Source organism: Pseudomonas sp. NPDC089428 (genome assembly GCF_044749325.1).
Taxonomy (GTDB): Bacteria; Pseudomonadota; Gammaproteobacteria; order Pseudomonadales; family Pseudomonadaceae; genus Aquipseudomonas.
In genome coordinates, this window is the sequence record NZ_JBIVHT010000012.1 from 1 (window position 1) to 22,833 (window position 22,833).

General features: G+C 64.6%; 20 protein-coding genes and 1 tRNA gene. 7 read left to right on the plus strand and 14 right to left on the minus strand.

The genetic code is table 11. From position 1 onward, the window contains the following. Nucleotides 1-141: 141 nt before the first annotated feature. Nucleotides 142-1,758 (minus strand): inorganic phosphate transporter, encoded by a 1,617-nt coding sequence (locus ACIPZ5_RS20115; protein WP_400810275.1) that lies wholly within the window; start codon nucleotides 1,756-1,758, stop codon nucleotides 142-144. 121 nt (nucleotides 1,759-1,879) lie between these two features. On the opposite strand from ACIPZ5_RS20115, the gene ACIPZ5_RS20120 reads away from it, so the two are divergent. Both ACIPZ5_RS20120 and ACIPZ5_RS20125 read left to right on the plus strand, forming a co-directional pair. Continuing rightward, entirely contained in the window at nucleotides 1,880-2,266 is a 387-nt protein-coding gene (locus ACIPZ5_RS20120) for a DUF488 domain-containing protein (protein WP_261943436.1), read from the plus strand. Then, complete coding sequence (locus tag ACIPZ5_RS20125; RefSeq protein ID WP_343596693.1) at nucleotides 2,256-2,687, plus strand: GNAT family N-acetyltransferase; 432 nt, start codon at nucleotides 2,256-2,258, stop codon at nucleotides 2,685-2,687. The genes ACIPZ5_RS20120 and ACIPZ5_RS20125 overlap by 11 nt, the downstream gene beginning before the upstream one ends. Nucleotides 2,688-2,798: 111 nt before the next feature. On the opposite strand, the gene ACIPZ5_RS20130 is transcribed toward ACIPZ5_RS20125, so the two are convergent. From ACIPZ5_RS20130 to ACIPZ5_RS20185, 12 genes are all read right to left on the minus strand, one after another. Next, nucleotides 2,799-4,253 (minus strand): right-handed parallel beta-helix repeat-containing protein, encoded by a 1,455-nt coding sequence (locus ACIPZ5_RS20130; protein WP_400810276.1) that lies wholly within the window; start codon nucleotides 4,251-4,253, stop codon nucleotides 2,799-2,801. A 3-nt stretch (nucleotides 4,254-4,256) separates the two neighbouring features. Continuing rightward, a complete protein-coding gene (locus ACIPZ5_RS20135) occupies nucleotides 4,257-5,396 on the minus strand; it encodes a polysaccharide lyase (protein ID WP_400810371.1) in 1,140 nt (379 codons plus the stop codon). An 80-nt stretch (nucleotides 5,397-5,476) separates the two neighbouring features. Beyond that, complete coding sequence (locus ACIPZ5_RS20140; protein WP_400810278.1) at nucleotides 5,477-6,889, minus strand: alginate biosynthesis protein AlgX; 1,413 nt, start codon at nucleotides 6,887-6,889, stop codon at nucleotides 5,477-5,479. 27 nt (nucleotides 6,890-6,916) lie between these two features. After that, a complete protein-coding gene (locus tag ACIPZ5_RS20145) occupies nucleotides 6,917-7,546 on the minus strand; it encodes an alginate O-acetyltransferase AlgF (protein ID WP_343596688.1) in 630 nt (209 codons plus the stop codon). Nucleotides 7,547-7,564: 18 nt separating this feature from the next. Beyond that, the gene (locus ACIPZ5_RS20150; protein WP_343596686.1) at nucleotides 7,565-8,659 is read right to left on the minus strand and encodes an alginate O-acetyltransferase; all 1,095 of its coding nucleotides are present in this window, start codon (nucleotides 8,657-8,659) and stop codon (nucleotides 7,565-7,567) included. Nucleotides 8,660-8,668: 9 nt separating this feature from the next. Continuing rightward, nucleotides 8,669-10,096, minus strand: a complete 1,428-nt coding sequence (locus ACIPZ5_RS20155; protein WP_343596684.1) for an MBOAT family O-acyltransferase — start codon at nucleotides 10,094-10,096, stop codon at nucleotides 8,669-8,671. A 14-nt stretch (nucleotides 10,097-10,110) separates the two neighbouring features. Continuing rightward, complete coding sequence (locus tag ACIPZ5_RS20160; protein ID WP_343596682.1) at nucleotides 10,111-11,565, minus strand: alginate export family protein; 1,455 nt, start codon at nucleotides 11,563-11,565, stop codon at nucleotides 10,111-10,113. After that, complete coding sequence (locus ACIPZ5_RS20165; RefSeq protein WP_400810280.1) at nucleotides 11,562-13,013, minus strand: tetratricopeptide repeat protein; 1,452 nt, start codon at nucleotides 13,011-13,013, stop codon at nucleotides 11,562-11,564. The genes ACIPZ5_RS20160 and ACIPZ5_RS20165 overlap by 4 nt, the downstream gene beginning before the upstream one ends. A gap of 22 nt (nucleotides 13,014-13,035) precedes the next feature. Beyond that, a complete protein-coding gene (locus tag ACIPZ5_RS20170) occupies nucleotides 13,036-14,199 on the minus strand; it encodes a PilZ domain-containing protein (protein WP_400810282.1) in 1,164 nt (387 codons plus the stop codon). A gap of 16 nt (nucleotides 14,200-14,215) precedes the next feature. Next, nucleotides 14,216-15,745 (minus strand): glycosyltransferase, encoded by a 1,530-nt coding sequence (locus tag ACIPZ5_RS20175; protein WP_343596676.1) that lies wholly within the window; start codon nucleotides 15,743-15,745, stop codon nucleotides 14,216-14,218. Nucleotides 15,746-15,836: 91 nt separating this feature from the next. After that, nucleotides 15,837-17,144, minus strand: coding sequence for a UDP-glucose/GDP-mannose dehydrogenase family protein (locus tag ACIPZ5_RS20180; protein WP_313712783.1), 1,308 nt, complete (start codon nucleotides 17,142-17,144; stop codon nucleotides 15,837-15,839). 260 nt (nucleotides 17,145-17,404) lie between these two features. Further along, nucleotides 17,405-17,590: a hypothetical protein gene (locus ACIPZ5_RS20185; protein ID WP_400810284.1), complete on the minus strand. Its 186-nt coding sequence runs from the start codon at nucleotides 17,588-17,590 to the stop codon at nucleotides 17,405-17,407. A gap of 78 nt (nucleotides 17,591-17,668) precedes the next feature. Between ACIPZ5_RS20185 and ACIPZ5_RS20190 the strand changes: the two genes are divergently transcribed. The 5 genes from ACIPZ5_RS20190 to ACIPZ5_RS20210 all read left to right on the plus strand — a co-directional run bounded on the left by ACIPZ5_RS20190 (nucleotide 17,669) and on the right by ACIPZ5_RS20210 (nucleotide 21,324). Beyond that, nucleotides 17,669-18,058: a helix-turn-helix transcriptional regulator gene (locus ACIPZ5_RS20190; RefSeq protein ID WP_343596674.1), complete on the plus strand. Its 390-nt coding sequence runs from the start codon at nucleotides 17,669-17,671 to the stop codon at nucleotides 18,056-18,058. Nucleotides 18,059-18,121: 63 nt separating this feature from the next. Continuing rightward, nucleotides 18,122-18,760 (plus strand): UvrY/SirA/GacA family response regulator transcription factor, encoded by a 639-nt coding sequence (gene uvrY / locus ACIPZ5_RS20195; protein WP_027920570.1) that lies wholly within the window; start codon nucleotides 18,122-18,124, stop codon nucleotides 18,758-18,760. Between the two features lie 6 nt (nucleotides 18,761-18,766). Beyond that, nucleotides 18,767-20,590 carry an excinuclease ABC subunit UvrC gene (gene uvrC / locus ACIPZ5_RS20200; protein WP_313712781.1) on the plus strand — a complete coding sequence of 608 codons (1,824 nt, stop codon included), beginning with the start codon at nucleotides 18,767-18,769 and terminating at the stop codon, nucleotides 20,588-20,590. Between the two features lie 33 nt (nucleotides 20,591-20,623). Beyond that, a complete protein-coding gene (gene pgsA / locus ACIPZ5_RS20205; RefSeq protein ID WP_027920568.1) occupies nucleotides 20,624-21,184 on the plus strand; it encodes a CDP-diacylglycerol--glycerol-3-phosphate 3-phosphatidyltransferase in 561 nt (186 codons plus the stop codon). A 64-nt stretch (nucleotides 21,185-21,248) separates the two neighbouring features. Then, nucleotides 21,249-21,324: transfer RNA gene (locus tag ACIPZ5_RS20210), tRNA-Gly, on the plus strand. A 248-nt stretch (nucleotides 21,325-21,572) separates the two neighbouring features. Here the strand turns inward: ACIPZ5_RS20210 and ACIPZ5_RS20215 are convergent. After that, complete coding sequence (locus ACIPZ5_RS20215; RefSeq protein WP_343596668.1) at nucleotides 21,573-22,832, minus strand: arsenic transporter; 1,260 nt, start codon at nucleotides 22,830-22,832, stop codon at nucleotides 21,573-21,575. Nucleotide 22,833: the final 1 nt, after the last annotated feature.

A 22,833-nucleotide genomic window follows, 5' to 3' on the forward strand; every position in this document is an offset into this window, starting at 1 on the left:
CCCCCCCCCCCCCCCCCCCCCCCCCCCCCCCCCCCCCCCCCCCCCCCCCCCCCCCCCCCCCCCCCCCCCCCCCCCCCCCCCCCCCCCCCCCCCCGGCTCCCACACGTGACCGCGTACACCTGGAAGCTGTTCGGTGTTGGTTCAGAAGATCTGGTTCAGCACCCAGTACAAGCTCCCGGCCAACAGCATCGCCGCCGGCAGGGTCAGCACCCAGGCCATCAGCAGGTTGATCAGCGTGCGCTTCTGAATGCCCGAGCCATTGGCAACCATGGTCCCGGCCACCCCCGAACTCAGCACGTGAGTCGTCGATACCGGCAGCCCGAACATGTCTGCCGCACCAATGGTGCACATGGCAACCACTTCCGCCGAAGCCCCTTGGGCATAGCTCAAGTGGGTCTTGCCGATCTTCTCGCCCACCGTCACCACGATACGCCTCCAGCCAACCATGGTACCCAGGCCCAATGCGATGGCCACGGCCACCTTGACCCAGAGCGGAATGTAGCGGGTGGCATCGTCCAGCTGGGTCTTGAACAACTGCACGTGGCTACGGGTATCGGCGTCGAATGCCACGAGTTGTTTCTTCTCGATCAGGCGGATGGCTTCGCTGGTCAGGTACATGTCGTTGCGCACGTTGGCCATGGCTTCGGCCGGCACGCGCTGCAGCGAACCATAGCCTTTGACCTGGTCACCGATCATGCCGGTGAGCGCGGCGAGTGCTGGTACCAGCTGCGCGCTGGCCCTGGGCTCGGCGATGAACGCGGTCAGCGCCTGACGCGGGTCGGCGGGGGGCGGCCCGGGGTCGGTGCGCACCAGGACCTGGCGGGTCACTTCGGCTACGGCGGAAAACTGCAGCGCCTGCTCGCTGGGCATGGTCTTGTTCAAGGCGTAGGCCATCGGCAGGGTGCCGACCAGGATCAGCATGATCAGGCCCATGCCTTTCTGCCCGTCGTTGGAGCCGTGGGCGAACGACACGCCGGTACAGGTCAGGATCAGGATGCCGCGGATCCACCACGGTGGCGGCGTGCGCCCTTGCGGCGCCTGGTACAGTTCCTTGCGCTTGACCAGCGCGCGCAGGGCCAGCAGCAACAAGGCAGCACAGGCAAAGCCGATCAGCGGCGAGAACAACAGGGCATAGCCGACCTTGCTGGCCTGGGCCCAGTCGACCCCGCTGGTACCGTCGCGCCCGTGCATCAGTGCGTTGGCCACGCCCACGCCGATGATCGAGCCGATCAGTGTGTGCGAAGAGGACGCAGGCAGGCCCAGCCACCAGGTGCCAAGGTTCCAGATGATCGCCGCCAGCAGCAAGGCGAAGACCATGGCGAAGCCTGCGGAGGAGCCGACCTGTAGAATCAGCTCCACCGGTAGCAGGGCGATGATGCCGAACGCCACCGCACCGCTGGAAAGCAGCACGCCCAGGAAGTTGCACAACCCGGACCAGACCACCGCCACCGGTGCCGGCAGCGAGTGGGTGTAGATCACCGTGGCCACCGCGTTGGCGGTGTCATGGAAGCCGTTGACGAATTCGAAGCCCAGGGCGATCAGCAGTGCCAGGCCCAGCAGCAGGAACGGTGTGACGGTGGTGATCACCGTGCCGCTGGCGGTCACGTCCTGCTTGAGGCTCCAGGCGGTATAGGCGATACCGGCCAGCAGCAGGCCGAAGAACAGCACGAGGGTGGCGCGCCCAGGTTTGTTCGCAAGCTGCGGGCGGGAGTCGCTATGGGCCAGTGGCAGCTGGCTGGCCAGGGACGGGGTTGCCATGGGGGCTCCGGTCGGCGTCGGCGAGGGTGGCTCTGAGCATAGAAACAATTCCTCGGCTGGACGTGACCTCGGTCAATGAATTACCTAGGCTCAAGACAGACGGTAAAGGCAGGAGAACCCCATGATTCGCTGCAAGCGCGTCTACGACGCGCCAGAGAAGGAGGATGGCCAGCGCGTGTTGGTCGACCGCCTGTGGCCGCGCAACAAACGCAAGGAGCAACTGCAGGGCGAGTGGTTTCGCGACGTGGCGCCATCCACCGGTTTGCGCAAGGCGTTGCACCAGGGCGAGGTGGATTTCGCCGGGTTCACCCAACGCTATCAGCAAGAACTGGCGGCGCACCCTGAACACTGGTACCCGCTGCTGGACCTTGCGGCCAACGGCAACCTGACCCTGCTGTACGCCGGCAAGGACACCGAGCATAACAACGCCCAAGTGCTGGCGGCCTGGCTGGAAGACGAACTGGAGCGGCGCGGCCCGGGCAGCTCGCCGGTGTGCTATGCCCGTTGAACTGGTCGCCGCGAGCGATGCCTGGTGCACCTTTGCCCGCGACCTGACGCGGCGGGCGATGCTGCCCTATTACCGCGAGTTCGACCTGTTATGGATCGAAGAAGCATTCGACCAGGCCTGGGGCTGGCGCGAGCAGTGGCTGGTGATGGAAGGCGAGGTCGTGCTGGGTTTCTGCAGCCTCAGCCAGGACCGGCAGGCATTGTTCATTCGCGAGTTGCACCTGGTGCCGGAGCAGCGTGGGCGAGGGGTGGGCAGCCAGGTGCTGGAGACCCTGGCCGAATGGGCGGCGCAGCGGCGCCTGCCGTTGTTGAGGTTGATGGTGTTCAAGAGCAACCCGGCGCGGCAGCTGTACCGGCGCCATGGGTTTGTCGAGATGGGGGAGGATGATTGCTTTGTGAGGATGCAGCGGGCTATCCGTTGACCTGGACCGGTCTCTTCGCGGGTCAAGCCCGCTCCTACAGGATCTCCACAAGCCTCCAGATTTGTAGAGTTCCTGTGGGAGCGGGCTTGACCCGCGAAGAGGCCAGGTGAATTACTGCTGCCTCACCCGCACAGTCTCACCCTGGCGCACAGTGGCCTCGAGCAACTGCCCTTGCAACGGCAGCAAGTCGCCGATCAACAGGTTCTGCAACAACGGCTTGCCATCGAAGCTGTTGCCCCCCAGCAGCACATCCCGCACACCCTCCACCCGCACCAGTGCCTTGCCGACCTGGCCCAGGCGGTTGCCGCTGAGCACCAGCGGCCCGGCCAGTGGCGTGGCATTGCGCACGCTGATGGCATATTCCGCCGTGTTGCCGATGCGGTTGTCGAGCAGTGCCACGGCGCCCACCTCGCTGGCATCCACCGCGCTACCCTGGCTGCTGGCCAGCAAGTTGTCGTCGATCACCAGCGGCGCCGCCGGTGTGGGTGCCAGGCTGCGCAACTGGATGCCATTGCCACGGCTGTCACCGATGCGGTTGCCAACCAGCAGCACCGCGCCCTGTTGCTCGCTGACTTCGATGGCGGCCTTGGTTGCGCCAAGGATCAGGTTGCCTTCGACCAGGGCGCGAGTCTGGCCCCGCAGGCGCACGCCGCTGTTGTTGTCGATGCCGCGCAGCTGGTTGCCCAGCAGCTTGACCTGGCTGTTCTGCACATCGATGGCGTACTGCTGTGACTGCTCGAACTGGCTGCCGGTGATGGTCGCCTGACTGTGCTGCAGCTCCACCGCGCTGGACATCTCGCTGAACTGGCTGTCGCGGATGATCACCGTGGCCGGGCGCGTGCTGGCCGCCTGCTGGGTGCTCAACGCCGTGGTCAGTCCCCGGGACAGGTTGGCGTTGTAGCCCAGGCGCTTGAGCGTCGAGCCGATCACCTGGGTGTGGCTGCCGGCCCAGGCCACCACGAACGGTCGCCAGGCACGGTCTGTGCTGCCCGGTCCGTCGCCGGCCATGCTCTGCAGGCTGGACTGGTTCAGCCCGAGCCAGCCCTGGTTGATCAGCGCCGTGCCGGAGAGGCTCGACAGGTACAGGCTGGTGCCTTCGAGCAGCAACCCGGCGTCGCTGCCGATCATCAACGGGTAGCTGAGCAGGTAGCCATCCTTGTAGCGCTTGAGGATGCGCGGGTCGTTCAGCGCGTCGTGCAACTGCGCCAGGGTGATGCTGCCGCCGCGCAGCATCACCACCTGCGGGTGGTGTGCCTGGTAACCGGCGATGGCGCGAAACAGGCCGTTGTTGACGAACGGCTCGAACGGCCAGCTGCCGGCCTGGGACGAGAACATCGGTTGCAGGCTGACGCTGGCGCGCCCGGCCGGGCGTTGCCGTTCGGCTTGCTGGAACGCCACGGCCTGGCGCACCTTCAGGCGCAACTGGTCGGCCTGCAGCTGGCGTTGCTCCCGGGGCAGGGTGTCCACGGTCTGGTTGGCTGGCAGCGTTTGGCTGGCTGCCTGGGCGGTGCCTGCCAGGCACAGGGCGGCCAGGCAGGTGAGGGAAAAGCGGGCGAGGGCAGCCATGGGTCAGCTCCTTGATCCGGGCAGTGGGGGGTAGAACGCTTTGATCGGGCCGCCGAGCTGGCTGTAGTTGTCCACCTCGCCGTCTTCGCTGTCGTACAGCTGGCGGGCCAGGGCATGGCTGGGGTTGCGCTGCAGGAACGGGATCAGCCAGGCCATCTTGTACGGTGCCACATCCGCCTGGGACTGGCCCTTTAGTTCGGGCAGGTCGCCTGGGGCGAGCACCGTGCGGGCGGCGAAGTTGGCCAGCAGGTCGAGGGTCTGCTGGTCTTCGCGGCTCCACGGCAGGCCGTTGGCGCGCGCCGACTCGGCCAACAGTACCAGCGGCACCAGAGCGTACTGGCTGTAGTTGGCCGCCAGCTTGCTGCGCGCCACTTCCAGCGGCAGGTAGGCATAGTTGCCGTTGTTGGCGCGCACGGCCTGGGCCAGGCCACGGCGCAGGTTGCCGTCGGCCCACTGGATGAAGTCGTCGCGGCCGACCAGCATGCCGGTGGCGGCCACGGCCCAGGCCGCCCAGTAGTCGTGGTTGTTGAAGTACACACCGCTGGTGCTGCGGCGTGGGTCGTATTCCTGGATCACCAGCTCGCCCAGGCGGGTGAACCAGCGGCGCTGTGCCTCGCTCAACTGCAGCTTGCCGTCACTGGCCGACTGGGTCAGCAGCACGGCACCGGCCATGGCCGCCAGCGCCCATTTGCGCGCGGCCATGCCGGTGCCGCTGGCATCCGGGTTGAGCAGGGCGCCGGCTTCGGCCCAGTGTTGCAGCCACTGGTCCTGGCAGGCCAGGGCCATGTTGGCCTGCTGGGGTTTCTTGGCGCCCTGGAAGCGTTTGCTGGCGTAGATCAGGCCGCCAACGAACGCTTTGACCTGCTTGCCGATGCGTTCGCTGTCGGCATCGGGGCTGCTGCGCAGGGTCGACTTGCTGGCGTCGCGCTGGTCGTACTTGCTTTCCAGGTGCAGGCTGCCGGTGTAGGGCGCTGGCGGTTCCTTGCTGCAGACCAGGGTGCGGTAGTCGGCGATCATGGCTGACTGTGGAGTGCTGTGGGGGGGCCAGATGGATTGCGCTGCCTGAGATTGGGAGCTCAGTAGGAACAGGGTGAGCAGGATTGGGGCCGCTCTGCGGCCCTTCGCGGGCAAGCCCGCTCCCACACCGACCGCGTCAGCTGTGGGGAACTCTGTGGGAGCGGGCATGCCCGCGAAGGGCCGCAAAGCGGCCCCAATCAGCGGTATCACATGCATAGCCGGGTCTCCACATCGGTCGCCGCAGTCCCGGCCTTGGTCGGCTCCATGAACACCGACAGCAGGTTGGCCCCGGCAAATTCCGGCGCCTTGCTCAGCTCCAGGTAGTACTGCCCACCTGTCACCGCTGCCTCACGGCGGAACCACACCTTGTCCCGTGCGCCGTTGTCGTAATAGACGATGATGTAGAAGTCCTTGACGTTCTTGTCGCTCAGGCGGATGTCGAGAAACCCCTTCGACAGCGCCTGGCGGCCACTGCCGGCATTGCTCAGCAGCTCGATGCGCTCGCCCACCTTCAACGCCGGCCGTTGCAGCTTCGCGCCGAGCACCTCCTGGTTTGCCGCACAGCCACCCTGTACCGCCGGCACCAGCTGGCGGTACATCAACGGCGAGTCGAGCCGGTAGTTGGCCGGCAGCTCCCAGACGATCAGCTTGGGCGGCGACTTGGGTTTGTAGTCGCTGGACAGCAGGTATTCCAGCAATGAGCCATCTTCACCCACCCCTGGCAAGGCGTAGTTGAGGATGTCGACATTCAGGTACTGCTTCAGATAGCCGTCGAAATTGAACTGTTTGCTCTCGTCTTCTCGGGCTGCGGCGTTACTGTCGCCGACCAGGATCACCTGTGGGTCCGGCGCCTCGTCGAACAGGGCGTCGGCGCCTGCCGCCAGCGGAATGGTCTGGTAGCCGCGTACGTACTGGAAACCGTAGTTGTTGCCGCAGATGCTGCTCAACGCCAGGTTCAGGGTGCCGTCCTTGGGCACCATCACGCCCGGTTCGGTGCGGTATTGCTTCTTGGTCAGCCCGGCATAGAACGGTTGGCGGCGGATTTCCTCGGCCATCAGCCTGGCGGTGGCCTCGGCGCCGGAAGGCGTCCAGTGGTGGTCGCGGCGGAAGAAGTACTCGCCCTTCGGCGGCTGCTGCACCAGCTGCATCATCGGCGCCACCAGCGCGCCGGCCTGGCGCAACTGGCCGAGGTAGGCGGCGAGGTTGTTGCTGGCGCGGGCATAGTCGAAGCCATGCAACTGGTCGGCGAACAGCTTGTCGCGGTGCATCAGCCCGCGAGTCGGCTGGATCGCCATGGCCACATGAATGCCCTGGCGCTCGAACGCCTGCATCAGGCGGGCGAACTCCGGGCGCATCGGCGCGGGGATGCCGAAGTCGTTGGTCAGGTCGACCGCTGAGCGGAACAACCAGCGGTCCTTGCCAGGCACGATCTCGCGCATCAGCTTCATGCGCCCTTCGGCATAGCGTTGCGGGTCGCTCAAGGCCGGGCAAACCATGCACTGCAGGTTCTCGCAACCCGGCCCGGCCACTTGGGCAGGCTGGGCGGGCTGGGCGGCCTGGCCGGGCAGGCTGAGCAAGGCCAGGGCAGCGCTCAGGCCAAAAGGTACAAGGGTCTTCATGTGCCATTCATCCTTGCAGGGCAATCATCACTCGGTCGGGTCGATGCTGTTGGCCAGGGTCATGCTGCGGTTGCCGGGCAGCAGCACGTAGCTGTACGAGCGGCCCTTCTTGAGAAACTGCTCGTCGAAGCTGGCGACCTTGGTGTCCTGCTGGTAGGCGGCGAAGTCGATCTTGATCTCGTTGACCATGCGCGTGCCGGTTTCACCGTTGCCAAGCGCTTTGACCACCTCGTGCTTGCCATCGGAGGTCTTCAGCGCGGCCTGGTTGGCGGTCAGGTTGTAGAAGGCGATCTGCGCCTTCTTTGGCTCGTTGACGTACTTGTCGCTGATCAGCTTCAACTGCTTGCCATCGTAGACCACGGTGCTGGCGGCATTGGCCTTGAGCTGCGGCTCGATCGACTTGCCGCCGACGGCGATCTTGTGCGGGCCAGCAGGGGTGAAGCGGTATCCGCTGAGCTGGCCGGCGGCGACCCGCTGTGGGTTGATCTTGCCGCTGAGGCTGACGTCGATGTTGCTGTCGGACAGGTTCAGCACGCGGACGAACGCCGAGTTGGCCGGCGCCACGGCATCGTATAGGTCGGCGTTGCCTTCGGCGGCCAAGGCCGCATGGCTGGCAGCGGCGAGGGCAATGGCGGTGAACAGTGGGGTGAGTTTCATCAGGCTCTCCTTGAATCGTCAGAAATGCTGGGGCGCAGCGCTGCGGCTGAGTGAGCCGGGGCGGTGGGCGAGCAGGGTGCGCAGGGGGAACTCCCAGACCACGGTGTCGATCTGCGGGTTGGCCAGCTGGTCGCTGGCTAGGAACTGGTTCATCGCCTCGAACGGGCCGCGGGCTTCCACGGCGATGCTCAGCAGGTCGCGGTTGAGCGCCTCCTTGAGGAAGCCGATGAAGTTCCAGTCGTCGATCTTGCTGTAGCTGGTGCCGACCAGCAGCAGGCTCTGGTCTTGTTCGGCGAACAGGTCGTCGGCGCCTTGTTCGGCCTTGAGGGTTTCGTACAGGGCGATCGGATTGGGGCCGAACTGCGGCGCCAGCCGCGCATGGTCGAACTGGATGTAGTTCATCAGGTCGCCCTTGATGCTCTTCTCACCGGCCTTGTGCGACACGTACACCTGGTCACCCAGCAGTTGCGGGCGCTGGCGCGCCAGCTCGTAGGCCGACAGCCGTGCGCCTTCCGGGCTCCAGTGGGTGTCGGACTTGAGGAACAGCTGCGGGCCGTCGAGGTTGGCCAGAAACGCATGGCGCAGCGGCACCACATCCAGCTGGCGGTCTTGCAGCGCGCCAACGAAACGGTCATACAGGCCGGTCACCCGCGGGTCGAAGGCGTGCTCGGCGTGCGCTGCGTACACATCCAGTTTCATCGGCAGCGGCAGGATCACCAGCTGCTTGCCGTGTTCGACCAGTTGCGCATGGACTTTGGCGATCTGTTCCAGCTGACTCGTCAGGTTGGCGTCGAGGTCGTTGGGCACGCGGTATTCCTGGTTGGTGAAGAGCCAGCCATCCTTGCCCAGCACCACACCCTTGGTGCCCTCGCCGAACAGGTGGAACTGGGCGTCGGCCCACAGTTGCACCGACGGCTCACGCAGGAAGAAGCGCTTGTCGTAGGCCTGCTCGAACTTGCGCAGCAGCTTGCCGTCGACGAACAGGTTCCAGGTATCGGTCGAAGTGCGGGCAAAACTGAATACCGGTGGCAGCGAATAGACGAACATCGCCGCCAGCACCACCACGAACAGAATGCCATTGGCCTTGCTGGCCGAGTTCATCACCGGGTACATGGCCGTCTCCTAGAACTGGAAATACAGGAAGGGCGAAAACGAGTTTGCCGCCAGGCTGCTCAGCGCCAGCAGGAAGCCGCCCCACAGCAGTACGCTGTGCAGTGCGCCGACATGGCGCATGAAATAGCCTTCCTTGTTGCCGGCGTAGAAGCGCAGGTTGTTGATCCCGGCCAGTACCAGCCAGGCCAGCGCCACCAGGGCAAAGGCCATGGCCATCTTCGAGGCGCCGAGCACGTACAGCTCCAGCGAGCCGAAACCGTTGAAGCCAAACAGCGCCTGGTAGATGTCGATGCTGTGGCGCAGGTCCATGGTGAAGAACAGCGGCATGCTCAGCACGATCAGCAGGCCCGTGCGCAGGTTGCGGCTCAGGCGGTAGGGCGCACCGACCTTGGTCGCCAGGTTGAACTTGCGTTCGATGACCATGCCGACCCCGAAGAACAGCCCCCAGCAGATGAAGGCGAAGCTTGCGCCGTGCCACAGGCCTGACAGCAGCATGGTCCAGACCAGCGCCGGCAGGGCGCCGGCCACGCGCTTGCGCACCAGGGGCATGTACACGTAGTCGCGCAGGAAATGCGCCAAGGTCATGTGCCAGCGTGCCCAGAACTCGGTGATGCTCTGCGCCACGTAGGGCTGGTTGAAGTTCTCCGGAAAGCGGAAGCCCATCATCAGCGCCAGGCCCAGGGCCATGTGGCTGTAGCCGGCGAAGTCGAAGTACAGCTGCAGGGTCGAGATCACCAGGCCGAACCAGGCATCGCTGAACTGCAACGTGCCTTCACTGACGAACAGCAGGTTGATCGGCGCCAGGCGGTCGGCGATCAGCACCTTCATGATGAAACCGAGCATGAAGCGGCACACACCCAGCGAGAACAGCTCCAGCGAGTGGGTGCGTTCGCGCAGCTGCGGCGCCAGCTGGCTGTAGCGCAGGATCGGCCCGGCCACCAGGTGCGGGAACAGCGCGACAAAGGCGGCGAAGTCGATGAAGTTGCGCGTCGGCGTGGCGTCCTTGCGGTAGATGTCGACGATGTAGCTCAGGGCATGGAACACGTAGAACGAAATGCCCAGCGGCAGGAAGATGTTCTCCAGCGTCCAGGTATTGATGCCCAGTGGCGCCAGCAGCATGGCCAGCACCTCGGCGCCGAAGTTGGCGTACTTGAAGTAGCCCAAGGTCGACAGGTTGCCGGCCACGCCGATCCACAACAGGCGCAGGGCCATGGGTTTGTCGCCGGCATCCAGGCGTGCCTTGATCCGCAGGCCGAACCAGTAGTTCCAGTAGGTGATGCCGACGAACAGCAGCAGGAAGTCTGGCCGCCACCAGGCATAGAAGATGTAGCTGGCGGCCACGATCACCGTGGAGCGCCACTGCGCCTTGGCCAGGAAGTACACGGCCAGGAACAGCGGCAGGTAGAGGAACAGGAACACATTGGAGGCGAAGATCATGGCACGGCCCTTCCTTAGTAACTGATCACCACGCCGACGCTCAGCTGGTAGTCATCGCCGGTTGCCAATGCACTGCCGGCATTGAGGTAACTGGCGCTGACCAGCGCGTTGACGTCCAGGTGCTTGCCATCGATAGCCACCGGAAACATCTTCCAGTAGTAGTTGAGGTCGATCATCTGCCCGACGTTGCGCCCGTTGCCGTTGCTGCCCTGGTTGATGGCACGGTTGCGCTGCGAACGCTGGTCGCCATTCATGCGGATCGGCAGAGTGCCGTCGGCATCGCGCAGGTCCAGCTGGGTCACCCGCAGGTCCAGCGCGCTGCGCGGGGTGGGGCGGGTCTCCACGGCAAAGCCGTAGTAACTCAGGTTGCGCAGGTCGAGGGCGACGAATGAACTGGTCAGGCGGGTGCTGTAGGAGCCGGTGCGGGTGATGCGGTCGGACTGGATGGCGTTCAGGCGGAAGCCATCGTTCTCGTCGCTGGGCTTGTCGGTCAGGCCGCCTCGCAGCGCCAGGCGTGGGGTCCACGCCAGGCTGTCGAAGCGCTTGCCGACTTCACCCAGCACCGCCCAGCCCTTGCTGCTGTGGCCGGTGGTGGTGACGCCGTTGCCGTCGGTGTTGTCCATCTTGCCATCCAGCGCCGCCAGTTCCAGGTGGTAGTCGCTGAGCACCGGGTAGGCGAGGTTGTCACCCTTGAAGAACAGCCCGTAGCGCATGCCCTTGAAGTCGTAGCGGTCGTCGGCGTCGTGGCCGCTGTGGTCGTTCTCGTGCATCAGGCGCACACCGACCTGGTTGTTCGGGCTCCAGCGGTAGGCGTACTGGCCCATCAGGTAGGTGGTGCGCTCCTCGCTGTCGGCCAGGCGGTTGACGTCGGTGTTGTAGTTGTGGAACTTCTGGCCGACGGCGAAGAACGCCTCGCTGAAGGTGTCCTGGTAGTTGAAGCGCAGCGATTCGAGGCTGTCGTCCCACCAGATGCCGTAGTCGTCATAGAAGCGCTGGCGGCCGAACGAGGCTGAGAAACGCGGGTCGTCGCCGATCAGGTTGCGCTTGACGTACAGCTCGCGCAGCTCGGCGTACCAGCCTTCGGGCTGTTCGCGTTGGTTGCTGTTGCTGGCTTCGTTGGTCAGGTTGCTCGACTGGCTGGAGTCGTAGTTCAGCCACAGGCGGCCGTAGACCATCCACTTGGCCCAGCGCTTTTCCGGCGAGTACCAGGCGAACGACGGTTCATAGCGCAGGCTGTAGAACATCTCGCGGTCGCTGCCGACCTGGGAGTCCTCAGGGCCGTAGCCGGTCTGCACGGTGAGCTTGTTGAACACTTCCGAGGTGATCACTGGCTCGCTGCCATCCGCGGCAGTGACGCGTACCGGTTCGTTGCTGTCGGCTTCGGGGCCGGTGATTTCTTCCGCGGCGAAGGCCGCCGGCAACGGCGTCAGGGCCAGCAGGGCGCCGAACAGGGGGTGGTGCGCTTTCACAGGGTGGCCTCCTTGAACAGCCCGTTGCGAGCGGCCAGGGCACGCTCGATGTCATCCTTTGGCAATGTCTTTTCCAGGCGCTTGATCAGGCTGCGCGCACTGCGTTCACCCAGGTCGAGGGCGACGCGGGCGTAGGTGTAGGCCTTGACCGGGTCGTGGCACAGGGCACGACCGTAGGCGTGCAGGGTGGCCATGCGGTACCAGGCGGCGGTGTTGCCCTTGTCGGCTTCGGCCTGGAACAGCGCCAGGGCCTTTTCCTGGTCGGGCTGGTCCTCGACGCCCTTGCTGTAGTACTCGGCCAGCAGCAGGCCGGCACCCGGGTAGCCGCTGGCACGCAGTTCCTCGATCAGTGCGCGGGCCTTGTCCGGGTCGAGGGTCAGCCAGTTGTTGACCATGTAGAACTGCGCCTGCAAGGCCTTGGCCCGGGTTGGCTCGCGCTCGCGTACCTGGTCGATCAGCGCCTGGGTTTCCTCGGCGTTGTGCTCGGTCGGGTTGGAGATCATGTAGTTGGCCTTGGACACCATGGCCGGCACGAAGCCGCGGGCTACGGCCACATCGCGCCAGCGCTGGACGCGGGCGGTAGCCAGGTTCAGCGCCTGGTCCTGGGCTTTTTCGCGGGCCAGTTGCTCGGGCGTTGGCGGCAGCTTGTCGGCGCCCGGTGCGCTGGCCTGGCGTTCGTAGCGGTCGGCGTCCAGTTCGGCGCGCTGCACGCTGGTGATGCTGTCGAGCAGCGCGGCGACGCGGTGGATGATCTCCACCGGCAACTGCTCACGTTCAGGCTCGAGCTGGTCGGCGAAGGGCGGGAACAGGCGGTCCTGCTGCTCGCCGAGGAAGGCGTAGTAGCGGTCCAGGGCGCGCACGTCCACGAGCACCGCCTGGCGATACCAGCGCTCGGCGCCGGCGCGGTCGCCCTGGCGCTCGGCGAGCACGGCGTGGTACAGCTCGGGGCGGCAGTTGAGCAGGCAAGCCAGCTCGTAAAGGGCCAACAGTTGGGCGGCCTGGGCGGTGTCGACCAGCTCCGGGTAGGTCAGGAACACTTCCAGTGTGGTGCTGGTGTTACGCGGGTCGAGTTTGGCCGGGTAGCGCGTCAGAGCCTGTATCATCCACGGCCGTTGCGCCTCGCGCAGGCTCGGCGTGCGGTCGATCAGGCGGGCCAGCGATGCCAGTGCCGGGACCAGGCCATGGCCGTCGGCAAAGGCCTTCTGGTACAGCGCCACCACTTCCGCGCGGCTGGCGCCTTCGCGCCCGGCCAGCACATCGCCAAGCAGCAGGGTGCTGGCCAGGTCGCCACGGGCAGCCAGCTCGCGCAGGTCGCTGGTGACCTCGGCCGACGGGTCCTTGTACAGCGCATAGCGGATCTGTTCCAGGCTCTGCCCGGCACTGGCCGTGCTGGCGCAGGCCAGCACCAGGCCGGCCAGCAGCAGGCGGGGGGGAATGTTCGCGGTCATGGCGTCATCGTCCTCGGCGCGCTTAGCGCGCTGCGCCGAATGGCAGGCCCAGGAACAGGTCGACCGCCACCGCTTTCTGGTAGGCCGCGGCCGGTAGCGGGCTGTCGGGCTGGATGGTCAGTGCCAGGTTGCGATTGAGCTCATCCACGCGCGCGTCGACCACCTTGCCGCTGTAGTGCTGGTCGAGGCCGAACACCTGCATGTCCACCGACTTCACCCGGTCGACATCGGCGAGCTTGTCGAACGGCACGTTGGCGCGCACGAACAGGCCCTGGTCCTTGGGCAGCAGGTGCATCAGCGGGGCTTCCTTGTAGCCATAGCCATCCAGGCGCTGGCTCGGGTAGTAGACCTGGCAGTCGCACGGGCTGTTGATCACCGTCTCGATGGTGGCGCGGCCGAGCAGGGCCTGCAGGTCGCCCGGCGACAGGTCGGCGACCGCCTTCATGTCGGCCGGGCTGGTGAAGCTGGTGGCCAGCTGCGTGGAGATGCTGGCCAGCGGCTGGCCAGCCTGCACTTCGTTGGCGCCAGCGGGCAGCAGGTACTTCACATAGCCGTTGTCGGGCATGCTGATGACCTGGGCGTTGGTCGCCACCTGGGCCTGCAGCGCCGGGATGCGGAAGAACAGCAGGTAGCCCTTGTAGCCGACGAAGGCCAGCGCGGCGATGCCGGCGGCGGTGTACAGCAAGGTGCCGGTCAAGGCCTTGAGGCGGGCGCCTGGGGTGCGGGCGCTGGCGTACTTGTGTTTGCGCTCCTTGATGTAGTTCTCGCGCTGCATGACATTGAACAGGCCGTTGATGTCGGCGATCTCGCCGGACATGTAGGCGCTGATCAGGTAGCGCAGGATGTCGCGCTTCTGTGCATCGAGCTCGACGAACTGTGCGCCCACTTCTTTGCCGCGCTGGGAGACGATGCGGATCTTGCTGTCGATGTTCAGGTCGATCTGGTTCAGGCGCAGGCGGATGGAGGCGTCGTACAGCGTGCCGACTTTCAGCGGCGCGTCATGGATCAGGCCCAGGCCACCCAGGGAAATGTCCTGCAGGGCCACTTCGAACGGCGCCTGGCCGGCACTGGCCAGGCGTACCCGTGCGTTCATCCGGGTGCGCACGTACTGGCGCTCGTCGACCGCCTCATGGACGATGTTGGCCGCTGTCTTGCCCGGGGCCGCGGGAATGTTCGTGGTACTCATATGCAGGCGCCTTTCCTTAACGTTGCGAGAGTTCTAAGAGAACGGTGATGACCCCGAAGAAGATCGCGATCGACGAGCACAGCATCGCCTTCGAGGACCAGCGGTTGAGGCTGGCGTCGAAGTCGACGCTGCCAGTGGCCAGGGTGGTCTTCTGCCGCGTCCAGCTTTGCTGGTCCATGTGGAACATCGCGTAGACCTTCATCAGCGAACCGACGATCTGGTTGTAATAAAGAACGAAGGGGTACATCGGGCTGACCGGGTGGCCGGCGAAGACGAACAGCACGGTCACCAGGCTGCGCGAGATCAGCACCCAGAACAGGTACACCAGCAGGTACTGGATACCGAACACCAGGCCGGCCACCACAGAGGCAGTCAGGCCCATCAGGCAGGTCCACATCGACACGCGCTGGTCGAGCAGCACGTACAGGGTGAACAGCCCCAGCCGGGCGCGGCCGAGCAGGGCGGTGGCGCGGAAGTTCTGCCGCAGCGAGTTGCCGTACCAGCGGAACATCAGCTGGCGGGTGGCGATCCAGAAGCTGTCGCTAGGCGGGTGCTCGACGGTCAGGGTGTGGCTGTCGGGCACATAGAAGGTATTCCAGCCAGCGCGCATCAGGCTCAGCCAGCTCGACTTGTCGTCACCGGTGAGGAACTGGAAGCGGCCCAGGCGCCAGTGTTCGAGGAAGTCGGCTTCGACGTCGCGGATGAAATCGGGGTCGGTCATCACTTCGGCGCGGAAGAACGACAGCCGCCCGGTCAGGGTCAGCACCCGGTGCGACAGGGCCATCGAGCACATGTTGATGTGGCGCTGGACGAAGCGCATCGAGTGCCACTGGCGCATCCAGCGGCTGCCTTCGACTTCGCAGAATTCGTTGGTGGTCAGGCCGCCCACGTCCGGCAGCACGGCAAACAGCTTGACCGCACGCTCGACGCAGCCGGGCAGCATCATGGTGTCGCCGTCGACCACGCCGACCACCGCGTCATTGAGCGGCATCTGCCGCGACAGCGCGCGAAAGGCATGGGCCAGGCCGTCGCGCTTGCCCGTGCCACGGGCGCGGACGATCACCAGCTTGATGTCGTCGCGGTCCTTGACCTCGTTGCGCATGATGTCCTTGATGAAGGTCTCGTCGCCTTTCTCCACGATCGAGGCGATCACCGTGCACGGCACCTTCAGCCGTTGCACTTCCTGGAATACCGACTGGTAGACCTTGAACGTGGTCATGGTGGGGATGCGGAAGCTCGTGACCACCATGAACATGTGCGAGGGCAGTGCTGCATCGCCCAGGCGTTCGACCTGCCGGCGCATGCGTGGGAACTTCCAGTGCAGGAAGTACATGCCGCGCAGGTAGTGGACGATGGCGTTGCCATAGCGCCACATGCCCAGTGTGCCGATGATGAAGATGAACAGGTGGTGGTTCGGGTCCAGGTACTGCGGTGCGACCATCTCCGACGCCAGCGCGATCAGCCCGGCCAGGCACGCCCAGCCGAAGAAGCTGGCGCCTGCGCGCAGATAGCCGGGTGCCACGAAGGGCGGTTGCTGTCGATCCATGTCGGCTTGACTCCTGTTTTTGCGGTGCCCGCGCGCCACGCCGCCCAGGCGTCAGCCGGTGGTGGGTGGTGCGCGGTGGGTGCCGGGTCGGTTACCAGCAGATGCCCTGGCGGTGGCTGTCGCTCAGGCCGGGCATGAAGCCGACCAGGTCGATCACCTGCTTGCCGTGGCCGGCTTGCAGGGCGCTGGCGAAGCGCGGGTCGTTGTTGCCCAGGACGATCACCTCGGCGTCATCGATCACCTGCTGCAGGTCGCTGTGCAGCAGCGACGAAACATGCGGGATCCTGGCTTCGATGTAGTCCTTGTTGGCGCCGTGCACGCGGGCGTATTCGACGTTCTCGTCGAAGATGTTCAACTGGTAGCCCTTGCCGATCAGGCGCTCCGCCAGTTCCACCAGCGGGCTTTCCCGCAGGTCGTCGGTGCCGGCCTTGAAGGCCAGGCCGAGCAGGGCGATCTTGCGTTTGTCCTGGCGCTCGATGAGGTCGAAGGCGTTCTGCACCTGCGAGGCGTTGCTGGCCATCAGCGAGTCGAGCAGCGGAGCCTTCACATCCAGGCTGGCGGCGCGGTAGGTGAGGGCACGCACGTCCTTGGGCAGGCACGAACCGCCGAAGGCGAAGCCCGGGCGCAGGTAGTAGCGCGACAGGTTGAGCTTGTGGTCCTGGCAGACCACATCCATCACCTCGCGGCCATCGACACCGGCAGCCTTGGCAATGTTGCCGATCTCGTTGGCGAAGGTGACCTTGGTCGCGTGCCAGACATTGCAGGTGTACTTGATCATCTCGGCGACTTCGATGGACCGGCGGATCACCGGTGCGTCGAGTTCCTTGTACAGCGACTCGAGCAGGTCCCCCGACGCTTGGTCCAGTTCGCCGATTACGGTCATGGCCGGGAAGTCGTAGTCCTGGATCGCCGTGCTCTCGCGCAGGAACTCCGGGTTGACCGCGACGCCGAAGTCGATGCCGGCGCGTTTGCCCGAGTACTGTTCGAGGATCGGTACCACCACGTTCTTCACCGTGCCTGGCAGCACGGTGCTGCGCACCACCACGGTGTGGCGGCTGCCCTTGTCGCGCAGGGCAGTGCCGATTTCCCGGCAGACCGCTTCCATGTACACCAGGTCCAGGTCGCCGTTCTTCTTGCTGGGGGTGCCGACGCACAGCAGTGACAGGTCGGTGGCGAGGATCGCCGCTTGCACGTCGGTGGTGCCGCGCAGTCGGCCCTTGCTGATGCCATCCTGCAGCAACTGTTCCAGGCCCGGTTCGACAATCGGCGACTTGCCCTGGTTGATCAGTTCGATTTTCGCCGGGGAAATATCCACCCCCAGCACGTGATGGCCGCGGGCCGACAGGCAGCCCGCGCAGACCGCGCCAACATAGCCAAGTCCAAAGATACTGATGTTCATAGGTCCCTCTCCCTGGGGCACGGCAAAGCCGGCCGAGATACATCGTTCATGAAGTTGTCGAAATGGCAGACGCGCAGAATTAAGCCGCGCTCGGAAGTGGCGTTACAGGCTATTTCTTAGTGGTCTTTTTACAGACTAAGGTGGTTTTTATTTTTATTGCAAGCGTTGCTATTCGCTTGTTTGAAAATAACTTAGATATTTCCTGTTAAAGTTTAAAAACCGTTATAAATCAACGAGTTAAAGTTGCTGTTAGTTAGGCGTCAAAAAAACGTATGCCCTGCAAGTGGCAACAAAGTGGCGTCAATGGCATGGCGTTTCGCCGCAGCCCTTCGTTTTTTTGCGGCTTGGATTGCAATGCTGGAGCCTGAAAATCCCTCTAAATCAAGGCTGCGCAGGGTGCGGTAGTGGCGCAATACTGGCTTGCGACGCCGGCCGGTGATGGGCATAGTGACCACACAGTCTGCAACTGCTCACAGGATTGTGAGCAGCACCCATGACGACAAAGGAACAAGGAGAAACGTCATATGAAAGGACTCGGTCCACGTCTGCGGGAAGAGCGTGAACGGCTGGGCATGACCCAGCGGGTATTTGGTGACATCGGCGGCGTCGAGCCCAATGCCCAGGGCAAGTACGAAAGTGGCGAGCGCACCCCACGGGCGGATTACCTGGCGGCGCTGGCGAACCGGGGCGTGGATGCGCTGTATGTGCTCAGCGGTGAGCGCACGCCGGCACCGCTGGAAAGCCTGACGGCGGATGAAACCGGTCTGCTGGGCGCGTTTCGGCGTTTGTCGGCAGCTGACAAGGCGGCGTTGTGGCATCTGCTGGGGCGCCTGGTGGGTGAGGGCAGCGGTGGTGAGTTGGCGCGACAGCCGCGTCCTGAGCGTCCGGCGTATCTGAAGGAAGTTTTACGCTAGGTCCGCCATGAAAAATTTTGTTAAGGTGGCGGGATCCAATCGCCCTGTTGACGAGGTGTCTGCTTGATTAGGGTCCTAGTGGTCGACGATCACGATCTGGTTCGAACCGGTATTACTCGCATGCTCGCCGATATCGATGGCCTGCAGGTGGTGGGTGAGGCGGATTCGGGCGAATCGGCGCTGAAGCTCGCCCGGGAACTGAAGCCTGACGTCGTGCTGATGGACGTGAAGATGCCTGGGATCGGCGGCCTGGAAGCCACCCGCAAACTGCTGCGCAGCCACCCCGACATCAAGGTGGTGGCTGTTACCGTGTGTGAAGAAGACCCGTTCCCCACCCGCCTGATGCAGGCCGGTGCCGCCGGTTACCTGACCAAGGGCGCAGGCTTGGACGAAATGGTTCAGGCCATTCGCCTGGCATTTGCCGGGCAACGCTATATCAGCCCACAGATTGCCCAGCAGCTGGCACTGAAGTCGTTCCAGCCCCAGGGTTCGCCGTTCGACGCGCTGTCGGAGCGGGAAATCCAGATTGCCCTGATGATCGTCGGCTGCCAGAAAGTGCAGATCATCTCGGACAAGTTGTGCCTGTCGCCCAAGACCGTCAATACTTACCGTTATCGGATCTTTGAAAAACTCTCGGTCACCAGCGACGTCGAACTGACCTTGCTGGCCGTTCGCCACGGTATGGTTGACGCAAGCCTGTAAACCCTCATGTCTCAAGTCTTTGATGCCAGCGCCTTCCTGGCGACCTGCAGTGGTCGCCCGGGCGTATACCGGATGTTCGACGCCGAGGCGCGGCTGCTCTATGTGGGCAAGGCCAAGAACCTCAAGAAGCGCCTGGCCAGCTATTTCCGCAAGACCGGCCTGGCGCCGAAAACCGCCGCGCTGGTGGGGCGCATCGCCCAGGTCGAAACCACCATCACCGCCAACGAGACCGAGGCACTGCTGCTCGAACAGAACCTGATCAAGCAGTGGCGCCCGCCGTATAACATTCTGTTGCGCGACGATAAATCCTATCCGTACGTATTCCTGTCGGATGGCGAATTCCCTCGCCTGGGGATTCACCGTGGGGCGAAGAAAGCCAAGGGGCGTTATTTCGGGCCATACCCCAGCGCTGGCGCCATTCGCGAGAGCCTCAGCCTGCTGCAGAAGGCTTTTTCCGTGCGCCAGTGCGAAGACAGTTACTTCGCCAACCGTACCCGCCCATGCCTGCAGTACCAGATCAAGCGCTGCAAAGGCCCGTGCACCCGGCTGGTCACGGCCGAGGAGTATGCCGAGGACGTGCGCCATTCGGTGATGTTCCTCGAAGGGCGCAGCCAGCAGTTGGGCAATGAGCTCAACGAAGCCATGGAAAAGGCCGCCATGGCCCTCAATTTCGAGAAGGCTGCCGAACTGCGCGACCAGATAGCCCTGTTGCGCCGGGTTCAGGACCAGCAGTACATCGAAGGTGGCTCCGGCGACGTCGATGTGGTGGCTGCCTTCGTCAACCCGGGCGGTGCCTGCGTGCACCTGATCAGCGTGCGCGGCGGGCGAGTGCTGGGCAGCAAGAACTTCTTCCCGCAGGTGGGCATCGAGGAGGAGGTGGCCGAAGTCATGGCTGCATTCCTGTCGCAGTACTACCTGGGCAATGCCGAGCGCGAACTGCCCGGCGAGCTGATCGTCAACGTGGTGCATGAAGACTTCGAGGCCATCACCGAAGCCGTGCAGAGCCTGCGCGGTCGCGAGCTGACCATCAGCCACCGCGTCCGCGGCACCCGCGCGCGCTGGCAGCAACTGGCGGTGACCAACGCCGAGCAGGCCCTCAATGCCCGCCTGGCCAACCGCCAGCACATGGCTGCGCGCTTCGAGGCGCTGGCCGAAGTACTCGGCCTGGATGAAGTGCCGCAGCGCCTGGAATGCTATGACATCAGCCACTCCAGCGGCGAAGCCACGGTGGCCAGCTGCGTGGTGTTCGGCCCGGAGGGGCCGATCAAGTCGGATTACCGGCGCTTCAACATCGAAGGTGTCACCGCCGGCGACGACTATGCCGCCATGCACCAGGCCCTGACCCGCCGTTATGGGCGGATCAAGGACGGCGAGGGCAAGCTGCCCGACGTGCTGCTGGTCGACGGTGGCAAGGGCCAGCTGAACATGGCCCGCGAAGTGATGCAGGAGCTGGCCTTCACCGACCTGACCCTGCTTGGCGTGGCCAAGGGCGTGACCCGCAAGGCCGGCTTCGAGACCCTGTACCTCAACGACGTGGCCCACGAGTTCACCCTCAAGGGCGACAACCCGGCGCTGCACCTGATTCAGCAGATCCGCGACGAAGCCCACCGGTTTGCCATCACCGGCCACCGTGCCCGGCGCGGCAAGGCCCGCCGTACCTCAAGCCTGGAAGACGTCGCCGGGGTAGGGCCCAAGCGCCGCCGCGACCTGCTCAAGCACTTCGGCGGCCTGCAGGAGCTCAACCGCGCCAGCATCGATGAGATCGCCAAAGCCCCCGGCATCAGTAAAAAGCTTGCCGAGTCGATTTATGCCAGCCTGCATAGCGAGTAGAATGCCGGGCTCAACCCGCAGCCAGTCGTACCGATGAATATTCCAAACCTGCTCACCGTTCTACGCGTCCTGCTCATCCCGATCTTCATCCTGCTGTTCTATGTGCCCTATCACTGGAGCTACATGGCCGCCAGCACGGTGTTCGCCATCGCCGCCGCCACCGACTGGCTGGATGGCTACCTGGCGCGTCGCCTGCAGCAGAGCACCCCGTTCGGCGCCTTCCTCGACCCGGTGGCCGACAAGCTGATGGTGGCGGTGGCCCTGGTGCTGCTGGTGCAGGTGCACGCCAACTTCTGGCTGACCCTGCCGGCGGCGGTGATCATCGGCCGCGAAATCGTCGTGTCGGCGCTGCGCGAGTGGATGGCCGAGCTGGGCGCACGGGCCCACGTGGCGGTGTCCAGCCTTGGCAAGTGGAAGACAGCGGCACAGATGCTGGCGCTGGTGATCCTGCTGGCCAACCCGCCGGTGGTGAGCTTCTGGGTGGTGCTGGGCTACGGCCTGTTGCTGGTGGCGGCGGCCCTGACCTTGTGGTCGATGGTGCACTACCTGCTGGCCGCCTGGCCGCACCTGCGTGAAGGCTCCGAGCAAAAATAAAACTTTTTTTGAATCAAGGGGTTGACGCCGTTTCAGATATCGCTAGAATGGCACCCATCACGACGCGGGAATAGCTCAGTTGGTAGAGCACGACCTTGCCAAGGTCGGGGTCGCGAGTTCGAGTCTCGTTTCCCGCTCCAAATAAAGACCTGCAGATTTCGCTTGAAGTCTGCAAGTCGTGAAAAAAAGGCCCTTCGGGGCCTTTTTTCGTTTCAGCGCAAATCAGCGAAGAGCGCGAGTAGCCGAGCATTCACAGGCCAGGTTCAAGGCCAGACTGTGATAGTCCCCCTCTGGCTTTCAGTGGGGCAGGGTAGCGCCCGACAAGTGCAATGGTGCTAGACCTGGCCCGAGAAGCCGGCCAGGTCCATTCGACGACCCTGCAACCTGATCACGCCGAGAGTGCAAGTACCCACAGCGCTGCCGCCAGCGCGGGTGGCATCACCAGCAATCCAAGGCGCAGGAAGCGCCATGCGCTGACATGCTCGCCCTCCCGGCGGATGGCCACCAACCACAACAGCGTTGCCAGGGAGCCGGTAATCGACAGGTTCGGGCCCAGGTCCACGCCAATCAGCAGCGCCGCCGTGGTTTGGCCTGGCAGCTCGGCGAGGTGCCCCATGGCCCCGGCGATCAGCCCGGTTGGCAAATTGTTCATCAGGTTGCTGGCGATGGCGACGCCCGTGCCCGCTACCCAGCTGGCCTGGGTGGGCGAGGTCTGAGCCAGTGCGGCCAGGGCATGGGCCAGTTGTTCGATGATCCCGGTCTGTGCCACAGCTTCGACAAGCACGAACAGGCCTGCCACCAGCGGCAAGACTCCCCAAGCCACATGCCTGAGCACAGGCATCGGGCTGCGCCGCTGGCGCAGGTGGATCAGCCCGGTGGTGGCGAGGCCAGCACAAAAGGTGGGTAGCCCCAGCGGCGTGTCCAGCGCCGAGGCCGTCAGCAGCAGTGCACCGGTCAGCACAAGGCCCATCGCGCACAGGCGGGCACCATGGGGCAACGGTTGCGGATCGATGTCCAGGGTCAGGGGTTGACGAATTTGCCGGCGCTGGGTGATGCGCAGTGCCAGGTAGGTCAGGCCGATGGCTGCCAGCGATGGCAAGGTGAACTGCCTGAGCCAGTCCAGCAGCGGCGGCATCTGGCTGCCGAACACTACCAGGTTGGCGGGGTTGGAGATCGGCAGCACGAAACTGGCGGCGTTGGCGATGAAGGCGCAAATGAACAGGTAGGGCAGAGGTTCTGCCTTGGCCGCCCTGCAGGCTGCGTATACCGCAGGTGTGAGAACCACAGCGGTCGCATCGTTGGACAAGAACACGGTGACCAGCGTGCCCACTGCGAACACCAGGTCGAACAGCCGCTGCCCGGAGCCCCGGGCATGGCGTACCGCGTACCTGGCCAGCCAGTCGAACAACCCCTCCTGGCGTGCCAGCTCGGCCAGCACCATCATGCCGATCAGGAACAGGTACACATCGCCGCCTTCGGCAATGGCCGCCAGGGCGGAGCGCAGCGGAATCAGCCCCAGCCCAGTCAGCAGCAGTGCGCCACCCATGGCCCAGACGTATTCAGGGATGCGCCAGGGGCGCAGGATGACGCCACAGGTGGCCAGGGCGGCCACGGCCCAGATGGTGAGTGCGGTGTTGGAGATAAGCATT

Excerpts from the sequence above, each read along its gene's own strand:
- ACIPZ5_RS20115 (WP_400810275.1), bottom strand. The coding sequence starts at position 1,758 with ATGGCAACCCCGTCCCTGGCCAGCCAGCTGCCACTGGCCCATAGCGAC.
- ACIPZ5_RS20120 (WP_261943436.1), top strand. The coding sequence starts at position 1,880 with ATGATTCGCTGCAAGCGCGTCTACGACGCGCCAGAGAAGGAGGATGGC.
- ACIPZ5_RS20125 (WP_343596693.1), top strand. The coding sequence starts at position 2,256 with ATGCCCGTTGAACTGGTCGCCGCGAGCGATGCCTGGTGCACCTTTGCC.
- ACIPZ5_RS20130 (WP_400810276.1), bottom strand. The coding sequence starts at position 4,253 with ATGGCTGCCCTCGCCCGCTTTTCCCTCACCTGCCTGGCCGCCCTGTGC.
- ACIPZ5_RS20140 (WP_400810278.1), bottom strand. The coding sequence starts at position 6,889 with ATGAAGACCCTTGTACCTTTTGGCCTGAGCGCTGCCCTGGCCTTGCTC.
- ACIPZ5_RS20145 (WP_343596688.1), bottom strand. The coding sequence starts at position 7,546 with ATGAAACTCACCCCACTGTTCACCGCCATTGCCCTCGCCGCTGCCAGC.
- ACIPZ5_RS20150 (WP_343596686.1), bottom strand. The coding sequence starts at position 8,659 with ATGTACCCGGTGATGAACTCGGCCAGCAAGGCCAATGGCATTCTGTTC.
- ACIPZ5_RS20155 (WP_343596684.1), bottom strand. The coding sequence starts at position 10,096 with ATGATCTTCGCCTCCAATGTGTTCCTGTTCCTCTACCTGCCGCTGTTC.
- ACIPZ5_RS20165 (WP_400810280.1), bottom strand. The coding sequence starts at position 13,013 with ATGACCGCGAACATTCCCCCCCGCCTGCTGCTGGCCGGCCTGGTGCTG.
- ACIPZ5_RS20170 (WP_400810282.1), bottom strand. The coding sequence starts at position 14,199 with ATGAGTACCACGAACATTCCCGCGGCCCCGGGCAAGACAGCGGCCAAC.
- ACIPZ5_RS20175 (WP_343596676.1), bottom strand. The coding sequence starts at position 15,745 with ATGGATCGACAGCAACCGCCCTTCGTGGCACCCGGCTATCTGCGCGCA.
- ACIPZ5_RS20180 (WP_313712783.1), bottom strand. The coding sequence starts at position 17,144 with ATGAACATCAGTATCTTTGGACTTGGCTATGTTGGCGCGGTCTGCGCG.
- ACIPZ5_RS20185 (WP_400810284.1), bottom strand. The coding sequence starts at position 17,590 with ATGCCCATCACCGGCCGGCGTCGCAAGCCAGTATTGCGCCACTACCGC.
- ACIPZ5_RS20190 (WP_343596674.1), top strand. The coding sequence starts at position 17,669 with ATGAAAGGACTCGGTCCACGTCTGCGGGAAGAGCGTGAACGGCTGGGC.
- uvrC (WP_313712781.1), top strand. The coding sequence starts at position 18,767 with ATGTCTCAAGTCTTTGATGCCAGCGCCTTCCTGGCGACCTGCAGTGGT.
- pgsA (WP_027920568.1), top strand. The coding sequence starts at position 20,624 with ATGAATATTCCAAACCTGCTCACCGTTCTACGCGTCCTGCTCATCCCG.
- ACIPZ5_RS20215 (WP_343596668.1), bottom strand. The coding sequence starts at position 22,832 with ATGCTTATCTCCAACACCGCACTCACCATCTGGGCCGTGGCCGCCCTG.